Here is a 21,069-nt window from a genome sequence, read left to right as displayed (position 1 = left end):
ACCGCGCCTGGATAAACGGTTACGATAACGTAGCTTCAAAGCCGATGCATTGATGAAACTCCTTTTCGATTTCCTGCCGATCCTGCTGTTCTTCGTGGCCTACAAGACGGCGGGCATCTATGTCGCCACCGCCGTGGCCATCGCCGCCACCCTCCTGCAGGTGGGTTTCACCTGGTGGCGCAGCCGCCGCCTCGAGCCCATGCACCTTATCTCCCTCGGCCTGATCGTGGTGTTCGGCGGTGCGACGCTGTGGCTGCAGAATCCGCTGTTCATCATGTGGAAGCCGACCATCCTCTACCTGTTGTTCGCAGTAGCCTTCCTCGGCAGCCAGTTCGTCGGCCAGAAGCCGCTGGTTCAGCGCATGATGGGCGGCATGCTGGCCGCGCCGGACAAGGTCTGGCGACAGGTCAACGCGGCGTGGGCGATCTTCTTCCTGGGCCTCGCCGTGCTGAACCTGTACGTGGCCTACCACTTCTCCGAAGAGACGTGGGTCAATTTCAAGCTGTTCGGCCTTTTGGGCCTGACCCTCGTGTTCATGATCGGCCAGGGGCTGTGGCTCGCGAAGCATGCCGAGGCCCTGCCCGAGCCCCCCGCCGAGAAAGGATGAAGCCATCACCATGTGGTACATGATTCTGGGCCTCGACGCCGAGGGTAGCCTGGACAAGCGCAAGGCCGCCCGTCCGGCCCATCTTGAACGCCTGAAAGGCTTGCAGGATGCCGGGCGGCTGATGCTCGCCGGCCCGCTGCCCGCGCTGGACACCCGCGAGCCGGGGCCGGCCGGTTTCGTCGGCAGCCTGATCGTCGCCGAATTCGACTCACTCCAGGCCGCCAGGGCCTGGGCCGAGGCCGACCCCTACGTGCAGGCCGGGGTGTACCGCGAAGTGCATGTGCACCCTTGGCTGCAAGTCTTCCCCTCCTCATCCTGAAAATAAGGAATGTTCCCCATGTCGTTGATCAAAAAGCCTCTTTTTATCGCCATGGCTGCCGCGCTCATGCTCGCGGGTTGCGGTGAGGACAAGTCCGCGCCCGCCACGAAGGCCGCCGTCAGCCAGGACACCGTGGCCGTGGTCAATGGCGAGAAGATCACCCGCCAGGACCTCGAAGGCGTGAAGGCCCAGATGCCGGGACGCGGCAACGATGAGCAGATCGTCGATCAGCTGGTCGAGCTGAAGCTGCTGGCGCAGAAGGCCCGCAAGGAAGGGCTGGACAAGGAGGCCGAGATCAAGGCCGAACTGGAGCGCGCCCGCGAGAGCATCCTTGCCAACCACCTGGTGCGCAAGATGCTCGAGGCCAAGACCTTCACCGATGCCGAGCTGAAGGCCGAATACGACGAAATCATCGCCAAGATGCCGAAAAAGGACGAGTACAAGGCCGCCCACATCCTGGTCGAGGACGAGGCGCAGGCCAAAGAGCTGCTGGCCAAGCTGGCCAATGGCGCGGATTTCGCCGTGCTGGCGAAGGAACACTCCACCGACCCGGGCTCCAAGGACCAGGGTGGCGACCTCGGCTGGTTCGAACCGAGCATGATGGTGCCGGAGTTTGCCAAGGCCGTGACCGAGCTTGAGCCCGGCAAGACCAGCAGCGCCCCGGTCAAGACCCAGTTCGGCTGGCACATCATCAAGCTTGAGGACAAGCGCCAGGTTCCGCCGCCCGCCTTCGAGGCCGTCAAGCCCCAACTCGGCAACATGCTGCGTCAGAAGGCCGTTGAACAGTTCGTCAAGGATGCCCGCGCGCAGGCCAAGGTGGAGATCAAGCTCGCCCCGGCCGCCAAGCCCGAGGAGAAGCCGGCCGAAACGCCGGCCAAGTAAGGCCGCCTAGCAAGCAAGACCAGGTTTGCCGCGCAGGATAGGCATCCGCAACCATCGGCAAGGACGCCGAACAAGACCATTACGAGGCTCAGCCCATGCAGCTCCCCATCACAGGCCAAGACATCCGTAAGACGCTTCTTGGCGCGGAACTGACTGACATGGAATGCGACACCCTCGCGCAGGTGTGCGAGGTGCGCCATGTTGCCAGCGGTGAGACGCTGTTCCGTGAAGGTGAATCCCATCACGAGCTATTCGTCGTGATCGACGGCCGCCTGTCGGTCAACAAGGACACGGGACGCGGCTATGCCGACACCCTGCACATCCTCGGTCCGGGCGACCTGGCCGGGGAATCCGGCTTCCTCGATGGCAAACCACACAGCGCCACCCTGCGCGCCGTGGGCGATGCCACCGTGCTCAGCCTGCACCGCGAAAACCTCGAGCGGCTGATCAAGGACCATCCGTTCATGGTTTACCACGTGATGCGCGCCATCATCCGCAGCATCCGCGAGATCATCCGCCGCATGAATGCACAGTGCTCGCAGATGACCAGCTACATCCAGCAGACCGGCGGCCGGTTCTGAGAACCATCCCCTCGCCCCACGGTCACATGACTCTGTACGGCCCGTTCCCCCGGGCCGTACGCACGCTTACCAACCTTAAGGAAAACCCCATGACGATGAAGAAGATCCTCCCCTTCCTCACCGCCCTGATCCTCGGCCTCGGCCTGGCCCTCCAGCCCGCCGAGGCCAAGCGTCTCGGCTCCGGTCAGAGCATGGGCCAGCAGAAGCAAGGCTTCGCCCGCGAGGCCACCCCCCCGAGCGCCCCCGCCAGTGCCACCACGGGCACCGCCGCCACCGGTGCCGCTGCGGCAGGCGCGACCACCGCGGCCAGTGGCGCCAGCAAGTGGATGGGCCCGCTCGCCGGTCTTGCCGCCGGCGGCCTACTTGCCGCCCTGTTCTTCGGCGGCGCATTTGAGGGCATCCAGGTCATGGACATCCTGCTGATCGCCCTGCTCGCCTTCGGCATCTTCATGCTCATCCGCATGATGCGCGCCAAGGCCGCCCAGACCCAGCAACAACAAGCGGGCTACCAGTACGCCGCTGCCGGTGCGCCGTATGGTGAAGCCCAGCAGCCGGTGCAGAGCGCCCCGACTTCTGGCACAGGTTTCGACCGCAGCCGCACCCCGCTGCGTGACGCCCCGGCCTGGTTCGACGAGCACGGCTTCCTGCAGGGCGCCCGCAACCACTTCCTGACCCTGCAGATGGCCTGGGATGCGAACGACATGGAGAAGGTGCGTGAGTACTTCACCCCAGCCATGTTCGACCAGCTCCGCACCCAGCGCGCCGAGATCGGCGATGCGCACAACAGCACCGACGTGCAGAGCCTGGACGCTCAGCTGCTCGACCTCACCCGCGAAGGCGGAATGATCGTCGCCTCCGTCCTGTTCCAGGGGCGCGTGCGCGAGGACGGCAACATGCCGGAAGACATCGCCGAGATCTGGCATGTCCAGCACGCGGCCGACAGCGCCCAAGGCGACTGGCTGATCAGCGGCATCCAGCAGGCCGACCCGCGCACCCTGCACTGATTGGACTCCCCCTCTGGGAGCGGCGTGCCGCCGCGATCGCCGCCACAGGTGGCTCCCACAGCAACCATAGAAAGGCCCGGAACACCCCCGGGCCTTTTTCTTTTCCACCCTCATCCCCTACAATCCGCGCCTCGCCCGCGACTGTACGCGGGCGAATCCACGTTTCGGGTGCCCTGCGCCATTCAGGCCAAGGGTTAAACGGGAAACAGGTGAGAAACCTGTGCTGCCCCCGCAACGGTGAGCGTTCCTAAGGCGCGTCCACTCGGCCACTGTCCCTTGGGGGATGGGAAGGCGACGATGCCTCATGCGCAAGCCCGGAGACCGGCCCGGAATTCCACTTCACCAGGCGTGCGGGTGTGCGCGCCTCTTGAGGCCCGACCATGAAACAACTCGCCCTCTCCGCGGCCATCGCGGCCGTGCTCGCCCCATCCATCGCCCTCGCCGCTGATCCCCTGGATGATGTCATCGTCACCGCCACCCGCACGGCGCAGACCGCGGACGAGACCCTGGCGCCGGTGACCGTCATCACCCGCGAGGACATCGAGCGCACCCAGATGTCTACGCTGGCCGAGGCCCTGCAAACCGTTCCCGGCGTGTTCATTGCCAATAACGGTGGTGCAGGCAAGAGCACCTCCGTCTTCCTGCGCGGTAGCAATGCCAATCATGTGCTGGTGTTGATCGATGGCCTCAAGGTCGGCTCCGCCACCACAGGCACCACACCCTTCGAGAACATTCCCATTGAGCTGATCGAGCGCATCGAGGTGGTGCGTGGCCCGCGCTCCAGCCTGTACGGTTCGGAAGCCATCGGCGGGGTGATCCAGATCTTCACCCGCAAGGGTGGCGGGGCGCTGACGCCCTCCTTCAGTGCGTCCGTGGGGAGCGACAAAACCTACAAGGGCAGCGCAAGCCTTACGGGTGGTGGCAAGGACGCCTGGCTCAATGCCAGCGTCAGCGGCATGAGCACGGACAGCTTCAATGCCTGCAACGGCAAGCCATCACCCAATGGAGCGGGCTGTTTTACCGTCGAACCCGACCGCGACGGTTACCGCGAAAAGGCCGGCAGCCTGCGCCTCGGCACCCGTTTTGGCCAGGGCCACAGCGTGGAGGCCTTTGCCCTGCGTAGCGAGGGCAAGAACTTTTTCGATGGCTCGTTCCAGAATGAGGCGGAAACCACCACGCAAACCGTCGGCGCCAAGCTGAACCTCGCTGCCTTGCCTCACTGGCGCATGGGGTTCCAGGCGGGCCAGAGCCAGGATCTGGCTGACAACTTCAAGAACGGCGTCTACAGTTCCACCTTCGACACGCACCGTGACAGCGCAAGCTGGCAAAACGACATCAGCCTAGATCAGAATCAACTCGTCACCCTGGGACTGGATTGGCAGCGCGACAAGGTGGACAGTGGCGATCTTGCGAGCTGGCAGCCTGGCGTTCAGGGGTATGCCGTCAGCTCCCGCGAGAACACGGGCATGTTTGCCCAGTACCAGGGTGGTTTCGGCGCCCACGATGTGCAGGCCGCCCTGCGTCATGACGACAACGAACAGTTTGGCACCAAGAACACCGGCAACCTCGCATGGGGCTATGCCCTCTCCCCAGAACTGCGCCTGACGGCAGGCTTCGGCACAGCCTTCAAGGCACCGACCTTCAATGAACTGTACTACCCCGGCTATGGCAATGCCCAGCTCAAGCCGGAAAGCTCGCGCACGATCGAGGCCGGACTGCAAGGCAAGCTCGGCACCGCCCGCTGGGGCGTGCAAGCCTTCCAGACCACGGTGGAGGATCTCATCGCCTACAACACCGCCACCTTTTCCCCAGGCAACATCGACGAGGCACGCATCCGTGGGCTCGAAGGCACCCTAAGCGGGCGAATCGCCGGGTTCGACATCAACACCGCACTCACCCTGCTCGACCCGGAAAACCGCAGCACGGGCAACACGCTCCCCCGTCGGGCCAAGGAAAGCCTGAATGTGGATGTGGATCGCCATGTCGGTGTCTGGTCCTTCGGCGGGCGCCTGTATGCCGCGGGCAAGCGCTATGATGACCTCGCCAACAAGGTGGAGCTCGACCCCTACGCCACGCTGGACTTGCGCGCCGAATACCGCCTGCAACGCGACTGGCGCCTGCAGGCCAGGGTCACCAACGTGTTTGACGCGCATTACGAGACAGCCGCCTGGTACAACCAGCCCGGCCGGGGCTTCCTGGTCACCCTGCGTTACCAGCCGAGCGCGCGCTGATCCCTCCTCTGCCCCGGCTCGTCCGGGGTTTTTACCGGGCGTCACTATGAACGAACACGAACAAGAAGCCCGCCACAAGGCACGCATGGCGCGCAAGAAGGCCCTGATCGACGCGGCCATTGCCCGGGCCGATCAGGAAAAAGGGCTGTTGGTGGTGCTCACCGGCAACGGCAAGGGCAAGTCCTCCTCCGCCTTCGGCATGGTGGCGCGCGCGCTGGGGCACGGCATGAAGGTCGGCGTGTGCCAGTTCATCAAATCCCGCACGGATACGGGCGAGGAGGCCTTCTTCTCCCGCCAGCCGGGGTGTGAGTGGCATGTGCTCGGCGAGGGCTTCACCTGGGACACCCAGGACCGTGCCCGCGACATCGCCGCAGCGGAGCGCGGCTGGGCCATCGCCGAGCGGATGCTGTCCGACCCGTCCTACCAGCTCGTGGTGCTCGATGAGCTGACCTATCTTTTGAGCTATCACTACCTGGACAGCGACCGGGTGCTGGATACCCTGGCCCACCGCCCCGAGATGCAGCATGTGGTGGTCACCGGGCGGGGGGCCTCGGAGGCCTTGATCGAGCTTGCGGATACCGTCACCGAGATGCGTGATGTCAAGCATGCCTACCGGGCCGGCATCAAGGCCCAGGCTGGCATCGATCTTTGACGACGATTTAAAGCGTTTTCATGCCCCTAGCCTTGACCATGTTGGCCGCCGTCATGCTGGATTGGCGGGTTGGCGAGCCGCGCCGGCTCCATCCGCTGGTCGGCTTCGGGCGGCTGGCGACCTGGCTGGAGGTTCGCCTCAATCCTCCACCCTCCCCGCTGGGCACACGCCAGCGCCTGCTCGGGCTCTTGGCCGTGCTCATGCTGCTGACCCCTGCCACCCTCCTTGCCGGGTGGCTCGCCACCCTGCCCGTCCTCGGCCCGTTGTGGGCGGTGGTCGCCCTCTACCTCGCCATCGGCCATCGCAGCCTGCATGATCACGCCCGGCCGGTGGCTGCGGCCCTCCAGCGTGGTGACATGGAGGCCGCCCGCAACCATGCGGCGATGCTGGTGAGCCGCGACAAAGAGGCCCTCGATCCCGCTTCAGCGACCTGCGAGTCGGTGCTGGAGAACGGCAGCGACGGGGTGTTCGGCGCGCTGTTCTGGTTCCTCGTCGCGGGTCCGGCCGGGACGGTGCTCTATCGCCTCGCCAACACCCTCGACGCCATGTGGGGCTACAAGACCGAGCGCTTCCTGCACTTCGGTTGGGCGGCGGCGCGGCTGGACGATGCGCTGGGCTACATCCCGGCGCGCCTGACGGCGCTCACCTATGCCCTCCTGGGTCACACCCGGCAGGCCCTCACCTGCTGGCGCGCGCAGGCCCCAGCCTGGAAGAGTCCGAACGCAGGGCCCGTGATGGCGGCGGGCGCCGGCGCCCTCGGCATCCGCCTCGGCGGGCCGGCACGCTATCACGGCGAGTGGCGGGAGCGTCCGCCGCTCGGTGCGGGACACCCTGCCGAAGCGCGGGACATCGAGCACGCCCTGAACCTGGTGAGCCGGGGTACAGTCCTGTGGCTGATCCTGATCCTGCTGGGCGCTGTCCTCATCGAGGGCATCCACCATGCTTGAGCACGGTGGACGCCTGCACGAGGCCGCGCGCCGGCACGGCATCCCTCCGGGAGACTGGCTGGACCTCTCCACCGGCATCAATCCGCGCGGCTGGCCGGTCCCTGAGCTTCCGCCCGAGGTCTGGCGACGCCTGCCGGAGGAGGACGACGGCCTCGAGCACGCCGCGCGCAACTACTACGGCTGCACCAGCCTGCTGCCCGTGGCCGGCTCGCAGGCCGCCATCCAGGCCCTCCCCCTGCTGCGGCCGGCCTGCCGGGTGGGGATCATCAGCCCCGGCTATGCCGAACACGCCCAGGCCTGGCGCCGGGCAGGCCATGAGGTGGTCCCGCTCGCCCCCGATGACATCCCCTGCACGCTGGATGAGCTCGACGCGCTGGTCATCATCCACCCCAACAACCCCACCGGTCATGCCTTCGATCCGGCCCGCCTGTTGGACTGGCATGCCCGCCTTGCGGCCCGGGGCGGATGGCTGGTGGTCGACGAGGCCTTTATCGACGCCACGTCCGCCATGAGCCTTGCGCGCCACGCCCCGCTTGCTGGGCTGGTGGTGCTGCGCTCGCTCGGCAAGTTCTTCGGCCTGGCAGGCACGCGGGTCGGCTTCGTGCTCGCCGAACCGTCCCTGCTGGAGGCGCTGCGCGAGCGCCTCGGCCCGTGGAGCATCGCCCATCCGTCGCGCCATGTCGCCCGGCTCGCGATGGAGGATGAGACGTGGCAGGCCACAACCCGTACCCGCCTGGCTCAGGATTCCACGCGCCTCGCCAGGCTGCTGGCCGCGCACGGACTCGCCCCGCACGGGGGCTGCGCCCTGTTCCAGTGGATTTGCACCCCGGAGGCCGCCCGCATCCATGAGGCGCTGGCTCGGCGCGGCATCCTCACCCGCCTGTTCGGAAGCCCGGCGAGCCTGCGTTTCGGTCTGCCGGCAACCGCAGCCGAGTGGGGGCGTCTCGCGCAGGCCCTTGCGGAGGTCATGGCATGAAGACGCTGATGGTGCAGGGCACCACCTCGGATGCAGGCAAGAGCACCCTTGTCACCGCCCTCTGTCGCGCCCTGCTACGGCGCGGGATCCGCGTGGCCCCGTTCAAGCCGCAGAACATGGCCCTCAACTCAGCCGTCACCCAGGATGGCGGCGAGATCGGCCGCGCCCAGGCAGTGCAGGCGCAGGCCTGTCGACTGGAACCGCACACCGACATGAATCCTGTCCTGCTCAAACCCACCACCGACACCGGAGCCCAGGTCATCATCCAGGGGCGGGCCATTGGCAATCTGAATGCGACCGACTACCACGCCTACAAGCGCACCGCCCGAGCGGCGGTGCTGGAGTCCTACGCGCGCCTGGCCGGACGGCACGAGGCGGTGATCGTCGAGGGTGCCGGATCGCCCGCCGAGATCAACCTGCGCGAGGGCGACATCGCCAACATGGGCTTTGCCGAGGCGGTGGACTGCCCGGTGATCCTGGTCGCCGACATCGACCGCGGCGGGGTGTTCGCCCACCTGGTCGGCACCCTCGCCCTGCTCTCGCCCTCCGAGCGGGCACGGGTGAAGGGGTTCGTCATCAACCGCTTCCGGGGTGACATCAGCCTGCTCAAGCCTGGACTCGACTGGTTGGAGCAGGAGACCGGCAGGCCGGTACTGGGCGTGCTGCCCTACCTGCACGGGCTGCACATCGACGCGGAGGATGCCATCTCCCCCCTCTCCCTGGAGGGGAAAGGGGCCGGGGGAGAGGGTGACACACTGCGCGTCGTCGTCCCTGTCCTCCCCCGCATCAGCAACCACACCGACCTCGACCCACTGCGCCATCATCCCGCGGTGGAGGTGCACCTCGTCGGCCCAGGGCAGGCCATTCCGCCGGCCGATCTCATCATCCTGCCCGGCTCCAAGAACGTTCGGCAGGATCTCGCCTTCCTGCGGGCGCAGGGTTGGGAAGAAGCCATCCGCCGCCACCTGCGCTATGGCGGCAAGCTCATCGGCCTGTGCGGTGGTTTTCAGATGTTGGGCCGCAGCCTTGCCGACCCGCACGGCATCGAAGGGGAACCGGGCATTTCCCCGGGCCTGGGCTGGCTTGAGATCGACACGGTGCTGGAGCCGGAAAAGCAGTTAAGACGAGTCACGGGCCGGCTGTGCCTTGACGATGCCCCGCTCACGGGCTACGAAATCCATGCGGGCGTCACCCGGGGCGAGGGGCTGGCCCGCCCCGTTGCCCTGCTCGAACGGGGGCCGGATGGGGCCATCTCGCCTGACAGCCAAGTGCTCGGTAGCTATGTCCATGGCCTGTTCGATCGGCCCGAGGCCTGCGCCGCCCTGCTGTCTTGGGCCGGGCTGAAAGACCGGCAGTCCGCCCCGGACATGGCTTGGCTTCGCGAGCAGGGCATCGAGCGTCTGGCCGACAGCGTGGAGGAGCATCTGGACATGGAGCGCATGATCACCATCCTGGACGGCCGGGCATGAGCACGACCCTGATCCTTGGCGGCGCACGCAGTGGCAAGAGCGCCTTGGCCGAACGGCTGGCGGTCGAGAGCGGGCTTGCGGTGACCTACATCGCCACGGCGGAAGCCCTGGATGAGGAAATGCGCGAGCGCATCGCCCGCCACCGCGCCGAGCGCCCCGCGGGCTGGAGGACGCTGGAGGCTCCACGCGCCCTCGCCGCCACGTTGCGGAACGAGGCCGCCCCAGGGCGCTGTCTGGTCGTCGATTGCCTGACCCTCTGGCTGACCAACCTGATGCTGGATCCGGATACTGACCGGCTCGAAGGCGAGCGTACCGCACTGCTCGAAATCCTGCCCCACGCGCCTGGGCGCACCATCCTCGTGGCCAATGAGGTGGGGCTGGGCATCGTCCCCGACAACGCCCTCGCCCGCCGCTTCCGCGACGAGGCCGGACGCCTCAACCAGGCCATCGCGACCTTGTGCGATCATGTCATCTTCGTGGCCGCAGGCCTGCCTCTCACTCTCAAGGACGAACGATGAACGCCATCCATCCACTCGATGAATCCGCCCGCCAGGCCGCGCTGGCCCGTCAGGCGCGGCTGACCAAACCGGCCGGGGCGCTGGCGCGGCTGGAAGACCTCGCCATCCGTCTTGCCGCCATGCAGGGCCGCGAGCGCCCGCGCATCACACGCCCCTGGATCAGCGTGTTTGCCGCCGACCACGGCGTGGCGGCGGAGGGCGTGTCGGCCTACCCGCGCGAGGTCACCGGGCAGATGATCGTCAACTTCGCCCGCGGCGGGGCAGCGATCAGCGTGCTGGCGCGCGAGCTCCAGGCTCAACTGGAGGTGGTGGACGTGGGCAGCCTGCTCGCCCCCTGTGACCTGCCCGGGGTGCTATGGCGCAAGGTCGGCCAGGGGACCGCCAACCTGCTGCACGGCCCGGCCATGAGCGCCGAGCAGCTCGATGCGGCCATGGCCGAGGGGCGGGCGGCGGTGGAGCGGGCCCGGGCCGCGGGCAGTGACCTGTTCATCGCCGGGGAGATGGGCATCGGCAACACCACCTCGAGCAGCCTGCTTGCCTGCCTGCTGCTGGGCCTTGCGCCCGAGCGTGTCACTGGCCGCGGCACGGGGGTGGACGATGCAGGCCTTGCGCACAAGCTCGACGTCATCCGGCAGGGCCTCGCCCTGCACGACACGGCCGACGGACTGAGTGGAGCCACCCTCGCCCGCGAGGCCCTGCGTCGCGTCGGCGGGTTCGAGATCGCCGCCATGAGCGGCGCCTACCTCGCCTGCGCCGAGCATGGCCTGCCGGCGGTCATCGACGGGGTGATCAGCAGCGTGGCGGCCCTGGCCGCGGAGCGCATCGCCCCGGGGGCGAGGACCTGGTGGCTGTTCGGCCACCGCTCGCCTGAGCCTGCCCACACCCTGCTGCTGGAGGCCCTCGGGGGTGAACCCGTCCTCGATCTCGGCCTGCGCCTGGGCGAGGGCTCCGGTGCAGCGACCGCGGTGGCCATCCTCAGGCTCGCCTGTGCCCTGCACGCGGACATGGCGACCTTCGACGAGGCGGGGGTGAGCGACAAGACATGAACCAGCACGTCCACCACACCACCGCACTCCCGGACACTGGACCGCGCCGCATCACCCTGCTGCGCCACGGCGCCACCACCCAGCCCGGCCACTATCACGGCCATTCGGACGTCCCCCTGTCCGATCGCGGCATGCGCAGCATGCACCAGGCCATGGCCGGCGAACGCTTCGACCAGGTCATCAGCTCGCCGCTCAAACGCTGCGCAAGCTTCGCTCAGGACTTCGCCGCCCTGCACGATGTGCCGTGCGCGCTCGATGCCGACTGGATGGAGGTGGGCTTCGGCGCCTGGGAGGGCAAGACCGCCGCCGAGATCATGGCCGAGAGCCCCAAGGCGCTGAAGGCCTTCTGGCGCGACCCGATCGGCCATCCTCCACCGGGCGGCGAGCCGCTGGACGCTGCAACCGAGCGCGTCTGGCACGCCTGGGAACGCCTACCCAAGCTGCCCCAGGTGCTGGTCGTCACCCATGGCGGGGCCATGCGCCTGCTCTTCTGCCGCCTGCTGGGCCTGTCGCTGACCGCCCTCTGGCGGCTGGAACTCAACCATGTCGCCCGACTGGAGTTCCTGGTCGATGAGGACGGTGTGCGCCTGCATTACTTCCATGCCGGAGGGGCGTGAGTGCGCGGCCTCATCCTCGCCACCCAGTTCCTTACCCGGCTGCCCACGCCCCCCCTGCGTGACTTCGATCCCACCGAGCTGACCCGCAGCGCGGTGTGGTTCCCCCTGGTGGGACTCATGATCGGTGCCGTCGTCCTCGCCGCCGCCTGGCTGGGCGCACGGCTCGACCCGTGGCTGGGCGCACTGCTGGGGCTGCTGGCCTGGGTGTGGGTGACCGGCGGGCTGCATCTGGATGGCCTCTCCGATCTGTTCGACGGCCTGGGCGCGGCCCACCGTGACCCCAAGCGCCTGCTGGTCGTCATGCGTGACCCGCACATCGGCGGGATGGGTGCGCTGGCCCTGAATCTCCAGCTCATGACCAAGCTCGTGCTGCTGATGCTGGCCGTGCGCGAAGGGCTGTGGCTGGCCCTGCTTTTGATCCCCGCCTGGGGGCGGCTGGGCACCCTGGTCTGGGCCCGGCTCCTGCCGCCCCTGGACCGGGGGCTCGGGGAGCGCTTTGCCTGGCGCATCCCCCCCTGGGCCATCATCGGCTGGGGCCTGCTGCTGTTGGCCGCCGCCTTTCTTTATGCCCCCGTCCTGCTGCTGGCGCCACTGGTCCTCGCCTGCTGGGCCGCCTTCCTGCACTGGAGGGTCGGTGGGATGAGCGGGGACATGCTGGGGGCAGGCACGGAGGTGAGCGAGTCGTTGCTGCTCGCCCTCGCCTGCGCATGGGCACTGGCATGAGGGCGTGGCTTGCGCTCGTCCTTGGGCTGCTCATGGCTGCGGCTGCCGCCCAGCCCGTGTGCGTGCCCCAGGCCGACGGGACGCCGCTCTGTCTTGAGCAGCCGGCCCGGCGCGTGGTGAGCCTGGCCCCGCACCTGACCGAGATGCTGTTTGCCATCGGCGTGAGCCCGGTGGGGGTGGTCGAGCGCAGCGACTTCCCCCCTGCGGCGCGCAGCCTGCCCTCTATCGGCCCCTACCACAGTCCGGACCTTGAGCGGCTCATGCTCCTTGCCCCCGACCTGGTGGTGGCTTGGCAGAGTGGCACCCCGCCCGCCCTGCTCGAACGCCTGCGCGGCCTTGGGTTGAGGGTTCTGCTCACACGCGGGCAGGCCCTCGAAGACATCCCGCGCGAGCTGCGTGCCCTCGGCCAGCTGACTGGGCAGGCGCCGGCGGCCGAACAGACCGCCACGGCCTTCGAGCGGGAGCTGGACGAGCTCACCGCACAACATGCCCAGGTGCGCAAGCTCACCGGCTTCTACGAGATCTGGCCCAAGCCGCTGATCACCGTCAGCGATGCGCATTTCATCGGCCAGGCCATGGCCCGTTGCGGCATCCGCAACATCGTCGGACCCGCCATGGGGGAGACCCCCACCTGGAGCGAGGAGGCCGTCCTGCGCGCCCGCCCGGAGCTGCTCCTCACCTCCCCGCCCGCGCGCGACTTCGACCGCTGGCGGCGCTGGAAGGACCTGCCCGCGGTGCAGCACGACGCCCTGATCGTCCTGCCGCCCGACGTGCTGATGCGCCCCGGCCCCCGCCTGATCGAGGGCATCCGCGCCCTGTGCGCGGCGGCCGACCGGCAGAGGCAGGCGCAGCCATGAATCGCCTGCGCTGGCGTGTTGTCGTGCTCGTCCTGCTGGCCCTGGCCGCAGGCTTGATCCTGCTCGCCAATCTGCTGTTCGGCAGCAGCGGGCTGGTCTGGCCCGGTGCACCGCAAGGGCCGCTGGCGCAGGCCATCCTGCTCGAGCTGCGCCTGCCGCGCGTGCTGGCAGCCTTTGCCGCGGGAGGCTTGCTGGCGCTCGCCGGCGCGCTGATCCAGGTGCTGACCCGCAACCCGCTGGCCGACCCTTACATCCTCGGCATCTCCGGCGGGGCGGCGACCGGTGCCCTGCTGGCCATCCTGTTCGGCCTGCCGCTCTGGCTGCAGCATCTCTCCTCCTCGCTCGGCGCCCTGGCCGCCCTGCTTGCAGTCATCGCCCTGGCCCACGGCGAGGGGGCGTGGACCCGCCATCGCCTGCTCCTGACCGGGGTGGTGCTGGCCGCCGCCCTCGGCGCGCTGATCACCCTGCTCCTGGCCCTGGCCCCGGAGACCGCCCTGCGCGGGATGCTGTTCTGGCTGATGGGCGATCTTGCCAGCGCCCCAGCCCCGTGGTTCGCCCTGCTCGGTCTTGTGGCCCTGACCCTGCTTATCCTTCCCTGGGCGCGCGACCTGAACATCCTCACCCGCGGCGAGGCCAGTGCCCTCGCGCTCGGCGTTGCCGTGCCGTGGCTTCGCTGGGGGGCCTACCTGATCGCCGCCACGGCGACCGCACTTGCCGTCATCACCGCCGGCAGCATCGGCTTTGTCGGCCTGCTCGCCCCGCACCTCGCACGCCTGCTGGTCGGCGCGGACCACCGCCTCGTCCTGCCCGGCGCCATCCTGCTTGGCGGCAGCCTGGTCATGCTGGCCGACCTTCTGGCACGCACCCTCATCGCCCCGCAACAACTCCCCGCCGGGGCCCTGCTCGCCCTCATCGGCGCCCCGCTGTTCCTTGTGCTGCTCTACCGCGAGGCCCGGCGATGAACCGTCCCCTGATCACGGTCGAGGGGCTTGGCGTGTCGCAGGGCCAGCGTCGCTTGCTCAACGGCCTGGACATGGAGCTCAAGGCGGGCGAATGCTGGGCCCTGCTGGGTCGCAACGGCGCGGGCAAGACAACCCTGCTGCACACCTTAGCCGGCATCCGGCCGATCGAGGTGGGGAGCATCCGGCTTTTGGACCGCGATCTTCATGCGTGGCGCGCCCGGGAGCGGGCGCAGTGCCTCGGCCTGCTCACCCAGGATGCAAGCCAGGGCTTCGAGGAAACGGTGCTGGAGGCCGCACTCGTCGGGCGCCATCCACACATTGGGCGCTGGTCGAACGAGGGCGAAGAGGATGTGCGCATCGCGCGCCAGGCCCTGAACGACTGCGGCCTCGCGGGCTTCGAGCAGCGCGCGGTGCAGAGCCTGTCCGGCGGCGAGCAGCGCCGTCTTGGCCTGGCCACCCTGCTGACTCAAAACCCCCAGCTGCTGCTTCTGGACGAGCCGCTCAACCACCTGGACCTGCAATGGCAGTGGTGCATGCTGCATCAGCTGCGCGGCCTGTGTGAGGCGGGACGAGGCATCCTTCTGAGCCTGCACGATGCGAACCTTGCCCTGCGCTTCTGCTCTCACGCCCTGCTGCTGGATGGGGAGGGGGGATGGCGCGCGGGTTCGGTCGATGAGGTGATCACCCCCAAGGCCCTGCAGCAGACCTACGGCATGGCCATGCGGCTGATCGAGGATGAACAAGGGCGCTGGGTAGTGCCGGATACCCGCATGATGCGGACGGGCACCATGGGAGGAAGGGGCAACCTTAAAGGTTGAAAAAACTGGCGGAAGCGGTGAGATTCGAACTCACGGAGCCTTTCGACTCGGCGGTTTTCAAGACCGCTGCCTTAAACCACTCGGCCACGCTTCCGAAGGCCCGAAATGATGGTTTTCGGGCCGGGCAAAGTCAAGCCTTGCCCGGATGCAGTAGAATCCGTGGCTTTGTTGTCGAACGCCCGCTGGGCAAGCAAAAACACCGCATGAGCATCATCATCAAGACCCCGGAAGACATCGAGAAAATGCGCATCGCCGGCCGCCTGGCGGCCGAGGTGCTGGACTATCTGGCGCCGCATGTCGTCCCGGGGGTCACCACCGGCGAGCTGGATCGTCTGGCGCATGACTACATGGTCAACGTGCAGGGCACCATCCCCGCCACCCTCGGCTACCACGGCTTTCCCAAGTCCATCTGCACCTCGATCAACCACCAGGTCTGCCACGGCATCCCGGGGGAGAAGGTGCTGAAGAAGGGCGATATCGTCAATATCGACGTGACCGTCATCAAGGATGGCTATTTCGGCGACACCAGCCGCATGTACGAGATCGGCGAGGTCTCGGTGCTGGCCAAGCGCCTGATCCGGGTGACCAAGGAGTGCCTGGAGATCGGCATTGAGACGGTGCGGCCCGGTGTGGATCTCGGCACCATCGGCCACAAAATCCAGCAGCACGCCGAGAAGAACGGCTTCTCCGTGGTGCGCGAATACTGCGGCCACGGCATCGGCAAGGCCTTCCACGAGGAACCGCAGGTGCTGCACTACGGCACCCCAGGCGAAGGCGTGGTGCTCGAACCCGGCATGACCTTCACCATCGAGCCGATGATCAACGCAGGCAAGCGCCAGGTGAAACTGCTCAACGACGGCTGGACGGTGGTCACCAAGGACCACTCCCTCTCCGCCCAGTGGGAGCACACCGTGTTGGTGACCGACACGGGGGTGGAGATCCTCACCCTCTCCCCCAACACCCCTGCCTGACGCGCGGCCATGCCCCCTTCCCCGCTTGAGCAGTCCTGCGCCGCCCTCGCCCAGTGGAGCGCGGAGGAACCGGCCCGCCTGCGCGAAGGGGTCGCCCTGGAGACCTTGTTCGCCCGCCGCGTGGAGCGGGTCGATGCCGTGCTCCATGCCGCCTGGCAGGCAGCGGGCCTGGCCGAGGCCCCAGCGGCCCTGCTCGCGGTCGGCGGCTACGGGCGCGGCGAGCTGTTCCCGCACTCGGACATCGACGTGCTGGTGCTGCTCGACAACGCGCAGGCCGATGGATGGAGCCCGCAGGTCGAGCGTTTCATCAGCGCCCTGTGGGACATCGGCTTCAACCTGGGCCACAGCACGCGGACGCTGGATGAGTGCCTCGCGCTCGCGGCGGAAGATCTGTCGGTGGCCACCAACCTGTTCGAGTCGCGCCTTCTGAGCGGCAAGACGGCCCTGTGGGACAGGCTGCGCCAGGGCATGCAGGCACCCTTGTTCTGGCCCGCGCGCGAATTCTTTCTCGCCAAAAAGGCCGAACAGACCGCACGCCACCAGCGTTACGACCATTCCGGCTACAAGATCGAACCCAACGTAAAGGAGAGCCCGGGCGGCCTGCGCGACTGGCACATGCTGCGCTGGCTGGCCTGCCGCATCCTCGGGCAGGACGACATGGCATCTCTGGTGGAGCACGGCCTGTTGACCCGTGGCGAGGCCGACGACCTGGGGCGCGACATCGATTTTCTCTCCCGGGTACGCTATGCGCTGCACCTGCTCACCGGCCGGCACGAGGATCGCCTGCTGTTGATCCACCAGAAGGCCTTGGCCGCCGAGTTCGGGCATGCGACCGCAGACGGCAACACCGGGGTCGAGGCCTTCATGCAGCGCTACTTCCGTGCGGTGATGAGCATCGAGCGGCTCAACGATCTGGTCGTGCAGCAATTCGAGGAACGCCTGTTCCCGCCCCAGGGCGAGGCTCGGCCCCTCAACCCGCGCTTCAATGTGCGCGAGGGCCTGATCGAAACCCGCCATGCGCAGATCTTCCTCATGGCCCCCTGGGCGATGCTCGAGATCTTCCTGCTCATGCAGCAGCACCCTGAGATTCAGGGCATCCGCGCCAGCACGCTCCGCCAGCTGCGCAGCCACGTGATGCTCATGCGCCAGGAGATGCGCAGCAACCCGCAGGCGCGCGAGCTGTTCATCGCCATCCTGCGCCAGCCGCAGGGGGTCACCGAGGCCCTGCGGCGGATGAACCGCCTCGGCCTGCTCGCAGCCTACCTCCCCGCCTTCGAGCAGATCGTGGGGCGCATGCAGTTCGACCTGTTCCACCTCTACACGGTGGACGAGCACACCCTGTTCGTCATCCGTAACCTGCGTCGCTTCGCCGTGCCCGAGTACCGGGAGGAGAATCCGCTGGCGCACGAGCTCTTCCTTGCCTTCGACCAGCCTGAAGTTTTGCTGCTGGCCGCGCTGTTCCACGACATCGCCAAGGGCCGCGGCGGCGACCACGAGCTTTTGGGGGCGGAGGATGCGCGCGAGTTCTGCACCCTGCACTGCCTGCCCAAGGAGGACACCGAACTGGTCGCCTGGCTGGTGCGCGAGCATCTGGCCCTCTCCTTCACCGCCCAGCGGCGCGACATCGAGGATGCGGACGTCATCCGCGAATTTGCCGCCCGGGTTGGCGATCGGCGGCATCTGGACGCCCTCTACCTTTTGACTGTGGCCGACATCCGTGCCACCAACCCCACCCTGTGGACCGAGTGGCGGGCCGCCCTGCTACGCGCCCTGTACCGCAAGACCCGTGCCTTCCTGGAGGCCGAACAAGCGGCCCTCGACCTGGCCGAGCTGCGCACGCGCACCTTCGCCCTGCTGGCGGAAGATGCCCCGGTCAACACTCAGGCCGCGGAGCGCCTGTGGGCCACCCTGCCACCGGGCCATCTTGCCCGTTTCGACGCGGCCAGCCTGGCCTGGCAGACCCGCGCCGTCCTGCGCGACCCCGAGCGTCCGGTGGTCGTCCTGCGCCAGGATCGGGAGCGCCAGGCCACCGAGCTGTTCGTCTACACCCCCGATGCCGCCAACATCTTCGCCCGCATTGCCGCCACCCTGGACAGAATGGGGCTCGACATCCAGGCGGCCCACATCACCAGCAGCACGGACGGCCATGCGCTGGAGGACATCCTCTTCCTCGACGGGCAGGGCCAGCCCCTGAATGACGAATGGACCCAGCTTGAACTGATCCGCCAGATCAAGGCCGCCCTATCCCTGCCCGAGGATACCCCGCTGCGCCTCGGCACCCGTCGCCCTTCACCCCACCTGCGCCACTTCGACGTGCCCACCGTGATCATCATGGATCCGGCCTGCGGCGGTCATTGCACCCGCGTGCAGCTTGAAACCGGGGACCGGCCGGGGCTGCTGGCGCGCGTGGGGCTCGCGCTGGCGGAGTCCGGCCTGCGCCTGCGCGGCGCGGTGATTAACACCCTCGGCGAGCGGGCGCTCGACACCCTGTTCGTGTCCACCCGCGACCACCAGCCCCTGGATGGGGCGCAACGCGACGATCTGGAGCGCCGCCTGCGCGCGGCCCTGGATGAAGGGCGAGGCGGATGATCACCGACCCAGCCATCCCCCTCCCCGGCTATGGCGTGCTGTATGAGGACGAGGACCTGCTGGTGGTGGACAAGCCCACCCGCATGCTCACCCAGCCCGGCGTCGGGCCGGGCAAGGATGACAGCCTCATCACCCGCATCCAGCGTGAATGGCCCCAGGCGCGCATCGTCCACCGCCTGGACTGGGACACCTCCGGCCTGCTGCTGATCGCCCTCAACGCCGCCTCCCACCGCGCCCTGTCGATCCAGTTCCAGGAGCGGGAAACGGAAAAGACCTACATCGCCGTGGTGCATGGCCACCTGCACCGGCCAAGCGGCACGGTCGACGCCCCGCTCGGCCCCGACCGTGCCCGCGCGCCGCGCCACCTCGTCACCCCCACCGGCCGGCCGTCCCTCACCCATTGGGAGGTGATCGGCCAGGAAGGCCCCCACACCCGCGTGGCGCTCCACCCCGTCACCGGCCGCTCGCACCAGCTGCGCGTGCACATGCTGCACCTCGGCCACCCGATCCTGGGCGACACCCTCTACGCCCCGCCCGAGATCCAGGCCGCGGCCCCGCGCCTGCTCCTGCACGCCGCCCGTCTGGGCTTTGCCCACCCACGCCGTGGCGAGGCCATGGTCGTGGAGAGCCCGGTGCCATTTTGAAGCATGGGGGTGTAGGAGCGGCGACCCCGCCGCGACCCGGCACGCATACAGGTGTGATCGGCCCGAGGGCGGGCCTCCTACATTCAATGCCCGCGCCATACCCATCCTTCAGCGCAGGGGATAAGCTTGGACCACCCCATCCTCATCCTACCCAGGGGGCCTCACATGCGTCGGCTACTTATCCTCTGCCTCCTCCTGCCCACCCTGGCCGCGGCGGCCAGCGTGGAAGTCCTCCCCCTGCACAACCGCCCGGCCGAGGAGATCATCCCGCTCCTCCAGCCCCTGCTCGGCCCCGAGGATGCCATCAGCGGTCAGGGCGGCACCCTGATCGTGCGCAGCTCGCCAGCCACGCTCCAGACCATCCAGCGCCTGCTGGGCGAGCTCGACCGCGCCCCGCGCAACCTGCTCATCAGCGTGCGCAGCAGCATGGACGACCTGCGCGAAGGCACCTCGGCCGGTGGGCGCATCCAGGCCGGCCCGGGCGGGACGACCATCCAGGGCAGCGCAGGGGCGCGCGAACTGAGCACGGGCCGCGGGGCAACGCAGCAGATCCGCGTGCTCGAAGGCATGCCCGCCATGCTCAGGGTCGGGGAGGAGACCTCGCGCACGGAACCGGTGGTCGTCCCCTACCCCGGCGGCTATGCCGTGGTACCGGCCACCACCACCCGTGCCACCGGCCGCTGGCTGCGCGTCGTACCGCGTTTGCAGGGCCAGCAGGTCCTGCTCGCCATCGAGCCGGAGGAGGCTCATCCCGACCCTCACCAGCCACGTACCCTCGATGTTCAGCGGCTCGCCACCGAGGTCGTGGTACCGCTCGGTCAGTGGGTGCCACTGGGAGGGCTGGAGAGCCAGGAAGCGCGCAGTTCGGGTTGGAGCGCCAGCACCCGCAGCCAGTCCAGCGAGGTGTGGGTGAAGGTCGAGCTGGCGGAAGGTTCTCCCTGAGACATCGGGGACAAGTCTGCACACTCATCGCCCCACTTTCCGGAAACGGGGCTATGTTCATTCCACGCACCGGAACTCCGGCGCGCTTCACAAACCAACCCCGTTGGAGGTGGAAGCCATGAACAACCCCCGCAAGAACCTGCTGGCCCTCGGGCTGGCCTCCGCCCTGTTTGCAGTCACCCCGGTATCCGCTGACCCTCAGCCTGGCCCGGGCGGGTACGGCCCCATGATGGGCGGCCCGGGCATGATGCGCGGCTACGGCCCCGGTGCCGCGACGGGCATCGAACTGAGCAACGAGCAGCGCGCCAAGATGCGCGAGATCCAGCGCGAGCAGTTCAAGCAGGAAATGGCGCTGCGGGAGAAGCTGTACGACGAATACGGCAAGCTCGAGGAGATCTACGAAGCCGACAAGCCAGACCCTAAGGCCGTGCGTGACGCCTACGACCGCATCTACGCCCTCCGCAAGCAAAGGATCGAGGCCCGCCTCCAAGCACACAACAAAATGTTCGACCTGCTGACGGACGAACAACGCACGCTGTGGAGAGCCCAGCGCAGGCAAGGGGCTGGCCTGGGCCGTGGCATGATGGGGCCGGGCATGATGGGAGGACCGGGGTGGGGCGGCTACGGCTTCATGGGCCCAGGCTATGGGCCGTGGTGGGATGACGAGAACTGATTTGAGAGCATCCCCCGCAGACCGCCTCGGCCAGATATCAC

General features: G+C 68.0%; 22 protein-coding genes, 1 tRNA gene and 1 riboswitch. Of the genes, 22 read left to right on the top strand and 1 reads right to left on the bottom strand.

What is annotated here, in order from left to right; all coding sequences use genetic code 11:
• The first annotated feature begins 52 nt into the window (after positions 1-52).
• From V6D91_RS00925 to V6D91_RS00845, 17 genes are all read left to right on the top strand, one after another.
• The gene (locus tag V6D91_RS00925) at positions 53-607 is read left to right on the top strand and encodes a septation protein A (RefSeq protein WP_347317308.1); all 555 of its coding nucleotides are present in this window, start codon (positions 53-55) and stop codon (positions 605-607) included.
• Between the two features lie 10 nt (positions 608-617).
• A complete protein-coding gene (locus V6D91_RS00920) occupies positions 618-926 on the top strand; it encodes a YciI family protein (RefSeq protein ID WP_347317307.1) in 309 nt (102 codons plus the stop codon).
• An 18-nt stretch (positions 927-944) separates the two neighbouring features.
• Positions 945-1,808 (top strand): peptidylprolyl isomerase, encoded by an 864-nt coding sequence (locus V6D91_RS00915; protein WP_347317306.1) that lies wholly within the window; start codon positions 945-947, stop codon positions 1,806-1,808.
• Between the two features lie 95 nt (positions 1,809-1,903).
• Positions 1,904-2,389 carry a cyclic nucleotide-binding domain-containing protein gene (locus V6D91_RS00910; protein WP_347317305.1) on the top strand — a complete coding sequence of 162 codons (486 nt, stop codon included), beginning with the start codon at positions 1,904-1,906 and terminating at the stop codon, positions 2,387-2,389.
• Between the two features lie 89 nt (positions 2,390-2,478).
• Positions 2,479-3,393, top strand: a complete 915-nt coding sequence (locus V6D91_RS00905; RefSeq protein ID WP_347317304.1) for a Tim44-like domain-containing protein — start codon at positions 2,479-2,481, stop codon at positions 3,391-3,393.
• A gap of 149 nt (positions 3,394-3,542) precedes the next feature.
• Positions 3,543-3,738, top strand: a riboswitch (cobalamin riboswitch).
• 35 nt (positions 3,739-3,773) lie between these two features.
• Positions 3,774-5,624: a TonB-dependent vitamin B12 receptor gene (btuB, locus tag V6D91_RS00900; protein ID WP_347317303.1), complete on the top strand. Its 1,851-nt coding sequence runs from the start codon at positions 3,774-3,776 to the stop codon at positions 5,622-5,624.
• Positions 5,625-5,670: 46 nt separating this feature from the next.
• Complete coding sequence (cobO, locus tag V6D91_RS00895; RefSeq protein WP_347317302.1) at positions 5,671-6,276, top strand: cob(I)yrinic acid a,c-diamide adenosyltransferase; 606 nt, start codon at positions 5,671-5,673, stop codon at positions 6,274-6,276.
• Between the two features lie 20 nt (positions 6,277-6,296).
• Positions 6,297-7,223, top strand: a complete 927-nt coding sequence (gene cbiB / locus V6D91_RS00890; protein WP_347317301.1) for an adenosylcobinamide-phosphate synthase CbiB — start codon at positions 6,297-6,299, stop codon at positions 7,221-7,223.
• The gene (gene cobD, locus V6D91_RS00885; protein ID WP_347317300.1) at positions 7,216-8,199 is read left to right on the top strand and encodes a threonine-phosphate decarboxylase CobD; all 984 of its coding nucleotides are present in this window, start codon (positions 7,216-7,218) and stop codon (positions 8,197-8,199) included. The genes cbiB and cobD overlap by 8 nt, the downstream gene beginning before the upstream one ends.
• Entirely contained in the window at positions 8,196-9,668 is a 1,473-nt protein-coding gene (locus V6D91_RS00880) for a cobyric acid synthase (protein ID WP_347317299.1), read from the top strand. The genes cobD and V6D91_RS00880 overlap by 4 nt, the downstream gene beginning before the upstream one ends.
• Positions 9,665-10,186 (top strand): bifunctional adenosylcobinamide kinase/adenosylcobinamide-phosphate guanylyltransferase, encoded by a 522-nt coding sequence (gene cobU, locus V6D91_RS00875; RefSeq protein WP_347317298.1) that lies wholly within the window; start codon positions 9,665-9,667, stop codon positions 10,184-10,186. Before V6D91_RS00880 ends, cobU begins: the two co-directional genes overlap by 4 nt.
• Entirely contained in the window at positions 10,183-11,232 is a 1,050-nt protein-coding gene (gene cobT, locus V6D91_RS00870; RefSeq protein ID WP_347317297.1) for a nicotinate-nucleotide--dimethylbenzimidazole phosphoribosyltransferase, read from the top strand. The genes cobU and cobT overlap by 4 nt, the downstream gene beginning before the upstream one ends.
• Positions 11,229-11,849, top strand: coding sequence for a histidine phosphatase family protein (locus V6D91_RS00865; protein WP_347317296.1), 621 nt, complete (start codon positions 11,229-11,231; stop codon positions 11,847-11,849). The genes cobT and V6D91_RS00865 overlap by 4 nt, the downstream gene beginning before the upstream one ends.
• Positions 11,850-12,572 carry an adenosylcobinamide-GDP ribazoletransferase gene (gene cobS / locus V6D91_RS00860; RefSeq protein WP_347317295.1) on the top strand — a complete coding sequence of 241 codons (723 nt, stop codon included), beginning with the start codon at positions 11,850-11,852 and terminating at the stop codon, positions 12,570-12,572.
• A complete protein-coding gene (locus V6D91_RS00855; protein ID WP_347317294.1) occupies positions 12,569-13,429 on the top strand; it encodes a cobalamin-binding protein in 861 nt (286 codons plus the stop codon). The genes cobS and V6D91_RS00855 overlap by 4 nt, the downstream gene beginning before the upstream one ends.
• The gene (locus V6D91_RS00850) at positions 13,426-14,391 is read left to right on the top strand and encodes an iron ABC transporter permease (RefSeq protein ID WP_347317293.1); all 966 of its coding nucleotides are present in this window, start codon (positions 13,426-13,428) and stop codon (positions 14,389-14,391) included. The genes V6D91_RS00855 and V6D91_RS00850 overlap by 4 nt, the downstream gene beginning before the upstream one ends.
• A complete protein-coding gene (locus V6D91_RS00845; protein ID WP_347317292.1) occupies positions 14,388-15,209 on the top strand; it encodes an ABC transporter ATP-binding protein in 822 nt (273 codons plus the stop codon). The genes V6D91_RS00850 and V6D91_RS00845 overlap by 4 nt, the downstream gene beginning before the upstream one ends.
• Positions 15,210-15,215: 6 nt before the next feature.
• Here the strand turns inward: V6D91_RS00845 and V6D91_RS00840 are convergent.
• Positions 15,216-15,303 (bottom strand) — tRNA-Ser (locus V6D91_RS00840).
• 109 nt (positions 15,304-15,412) lie between these two features.
• On the opposite strand from V6D91_RS00840, the gene map reads away from it, so the two are divergent.
• From map to V6D91_RS00815, 5 genes are all read left to right on the top strand, one after another.
• Positions 15,413-16,180: a type I methionyl aminopeptidase gene (gene map, locus V6D91_RS00835; RefSeq protein ID WP_347317291.1), complete on the top strand. Its 768-nt coding sequence runs from the start codon at positions 15,413-15,415 to the stop codon at positions 16,178-16,180.
• Positions 16,181-16,189: 9 nt separating this feature from the next.
• Complete coding sequence (glnD, locus tag V6D91_RS00830) at positions 16,190-18,769, top strand: [protein-PII] uridylyltransferase (protein WP_347317290.1); 2,580 nt, start codon at positions 16,190-16,192, stop codon at positions 18,767-18,769.
• A complete protein-coding gene (locus V6D91_RS00825) occupies positions 18,766-19,413 on the top strand; it encodes an RluA family pseudouridine synthase (protein ID WP_347317289.1) in 648 nt (215 codons plus the stop codon). The genes glnD and V6D91_RS00825 overlap by 4 nt, the downstream gene beginning before the upstream one ends.
• Before the next feature lie 165 nt (positions 19,414-19,578).
• A complete protein-coding gene (locus tag V6D91_RS00820; protein WP_347317288.1) occupies positions 19,579-20,355 on the top strand; it encodes a secretin N-terminal domain-containing protein in 777 nt (258 codons plus the stop codon).
• A gap of 118 nt (positions 20,356-20,473) precedes the next feature.
• Positions 20,474-21,028, top strand: a complete 555-nt coding sequence (locus tag V6D91_RS00815) for a Spy/CpxP family protein refolding chaperone (protein ID WP_347317287.1) — start codon at positions 20,474-20,476, stop codon at positions 21,026-21,028.
• Positions 21,029-21,069: the final 41 nt, after the last annotated feature.

Source organism: Thiofaba sp. EF100, from assembly GCF_039822285.1.
Lineage (GTDB): Bacteria > Pseudomonadota > Gammaproteobacteria > Halothiobacillales > Halothiobacillaceae > Thiofaba.
The sequence above is the reverse complement of the archived record's forward strand: the minus strand, read 5'-3'. Positions and strand labels throughout refer to the sequence as shown.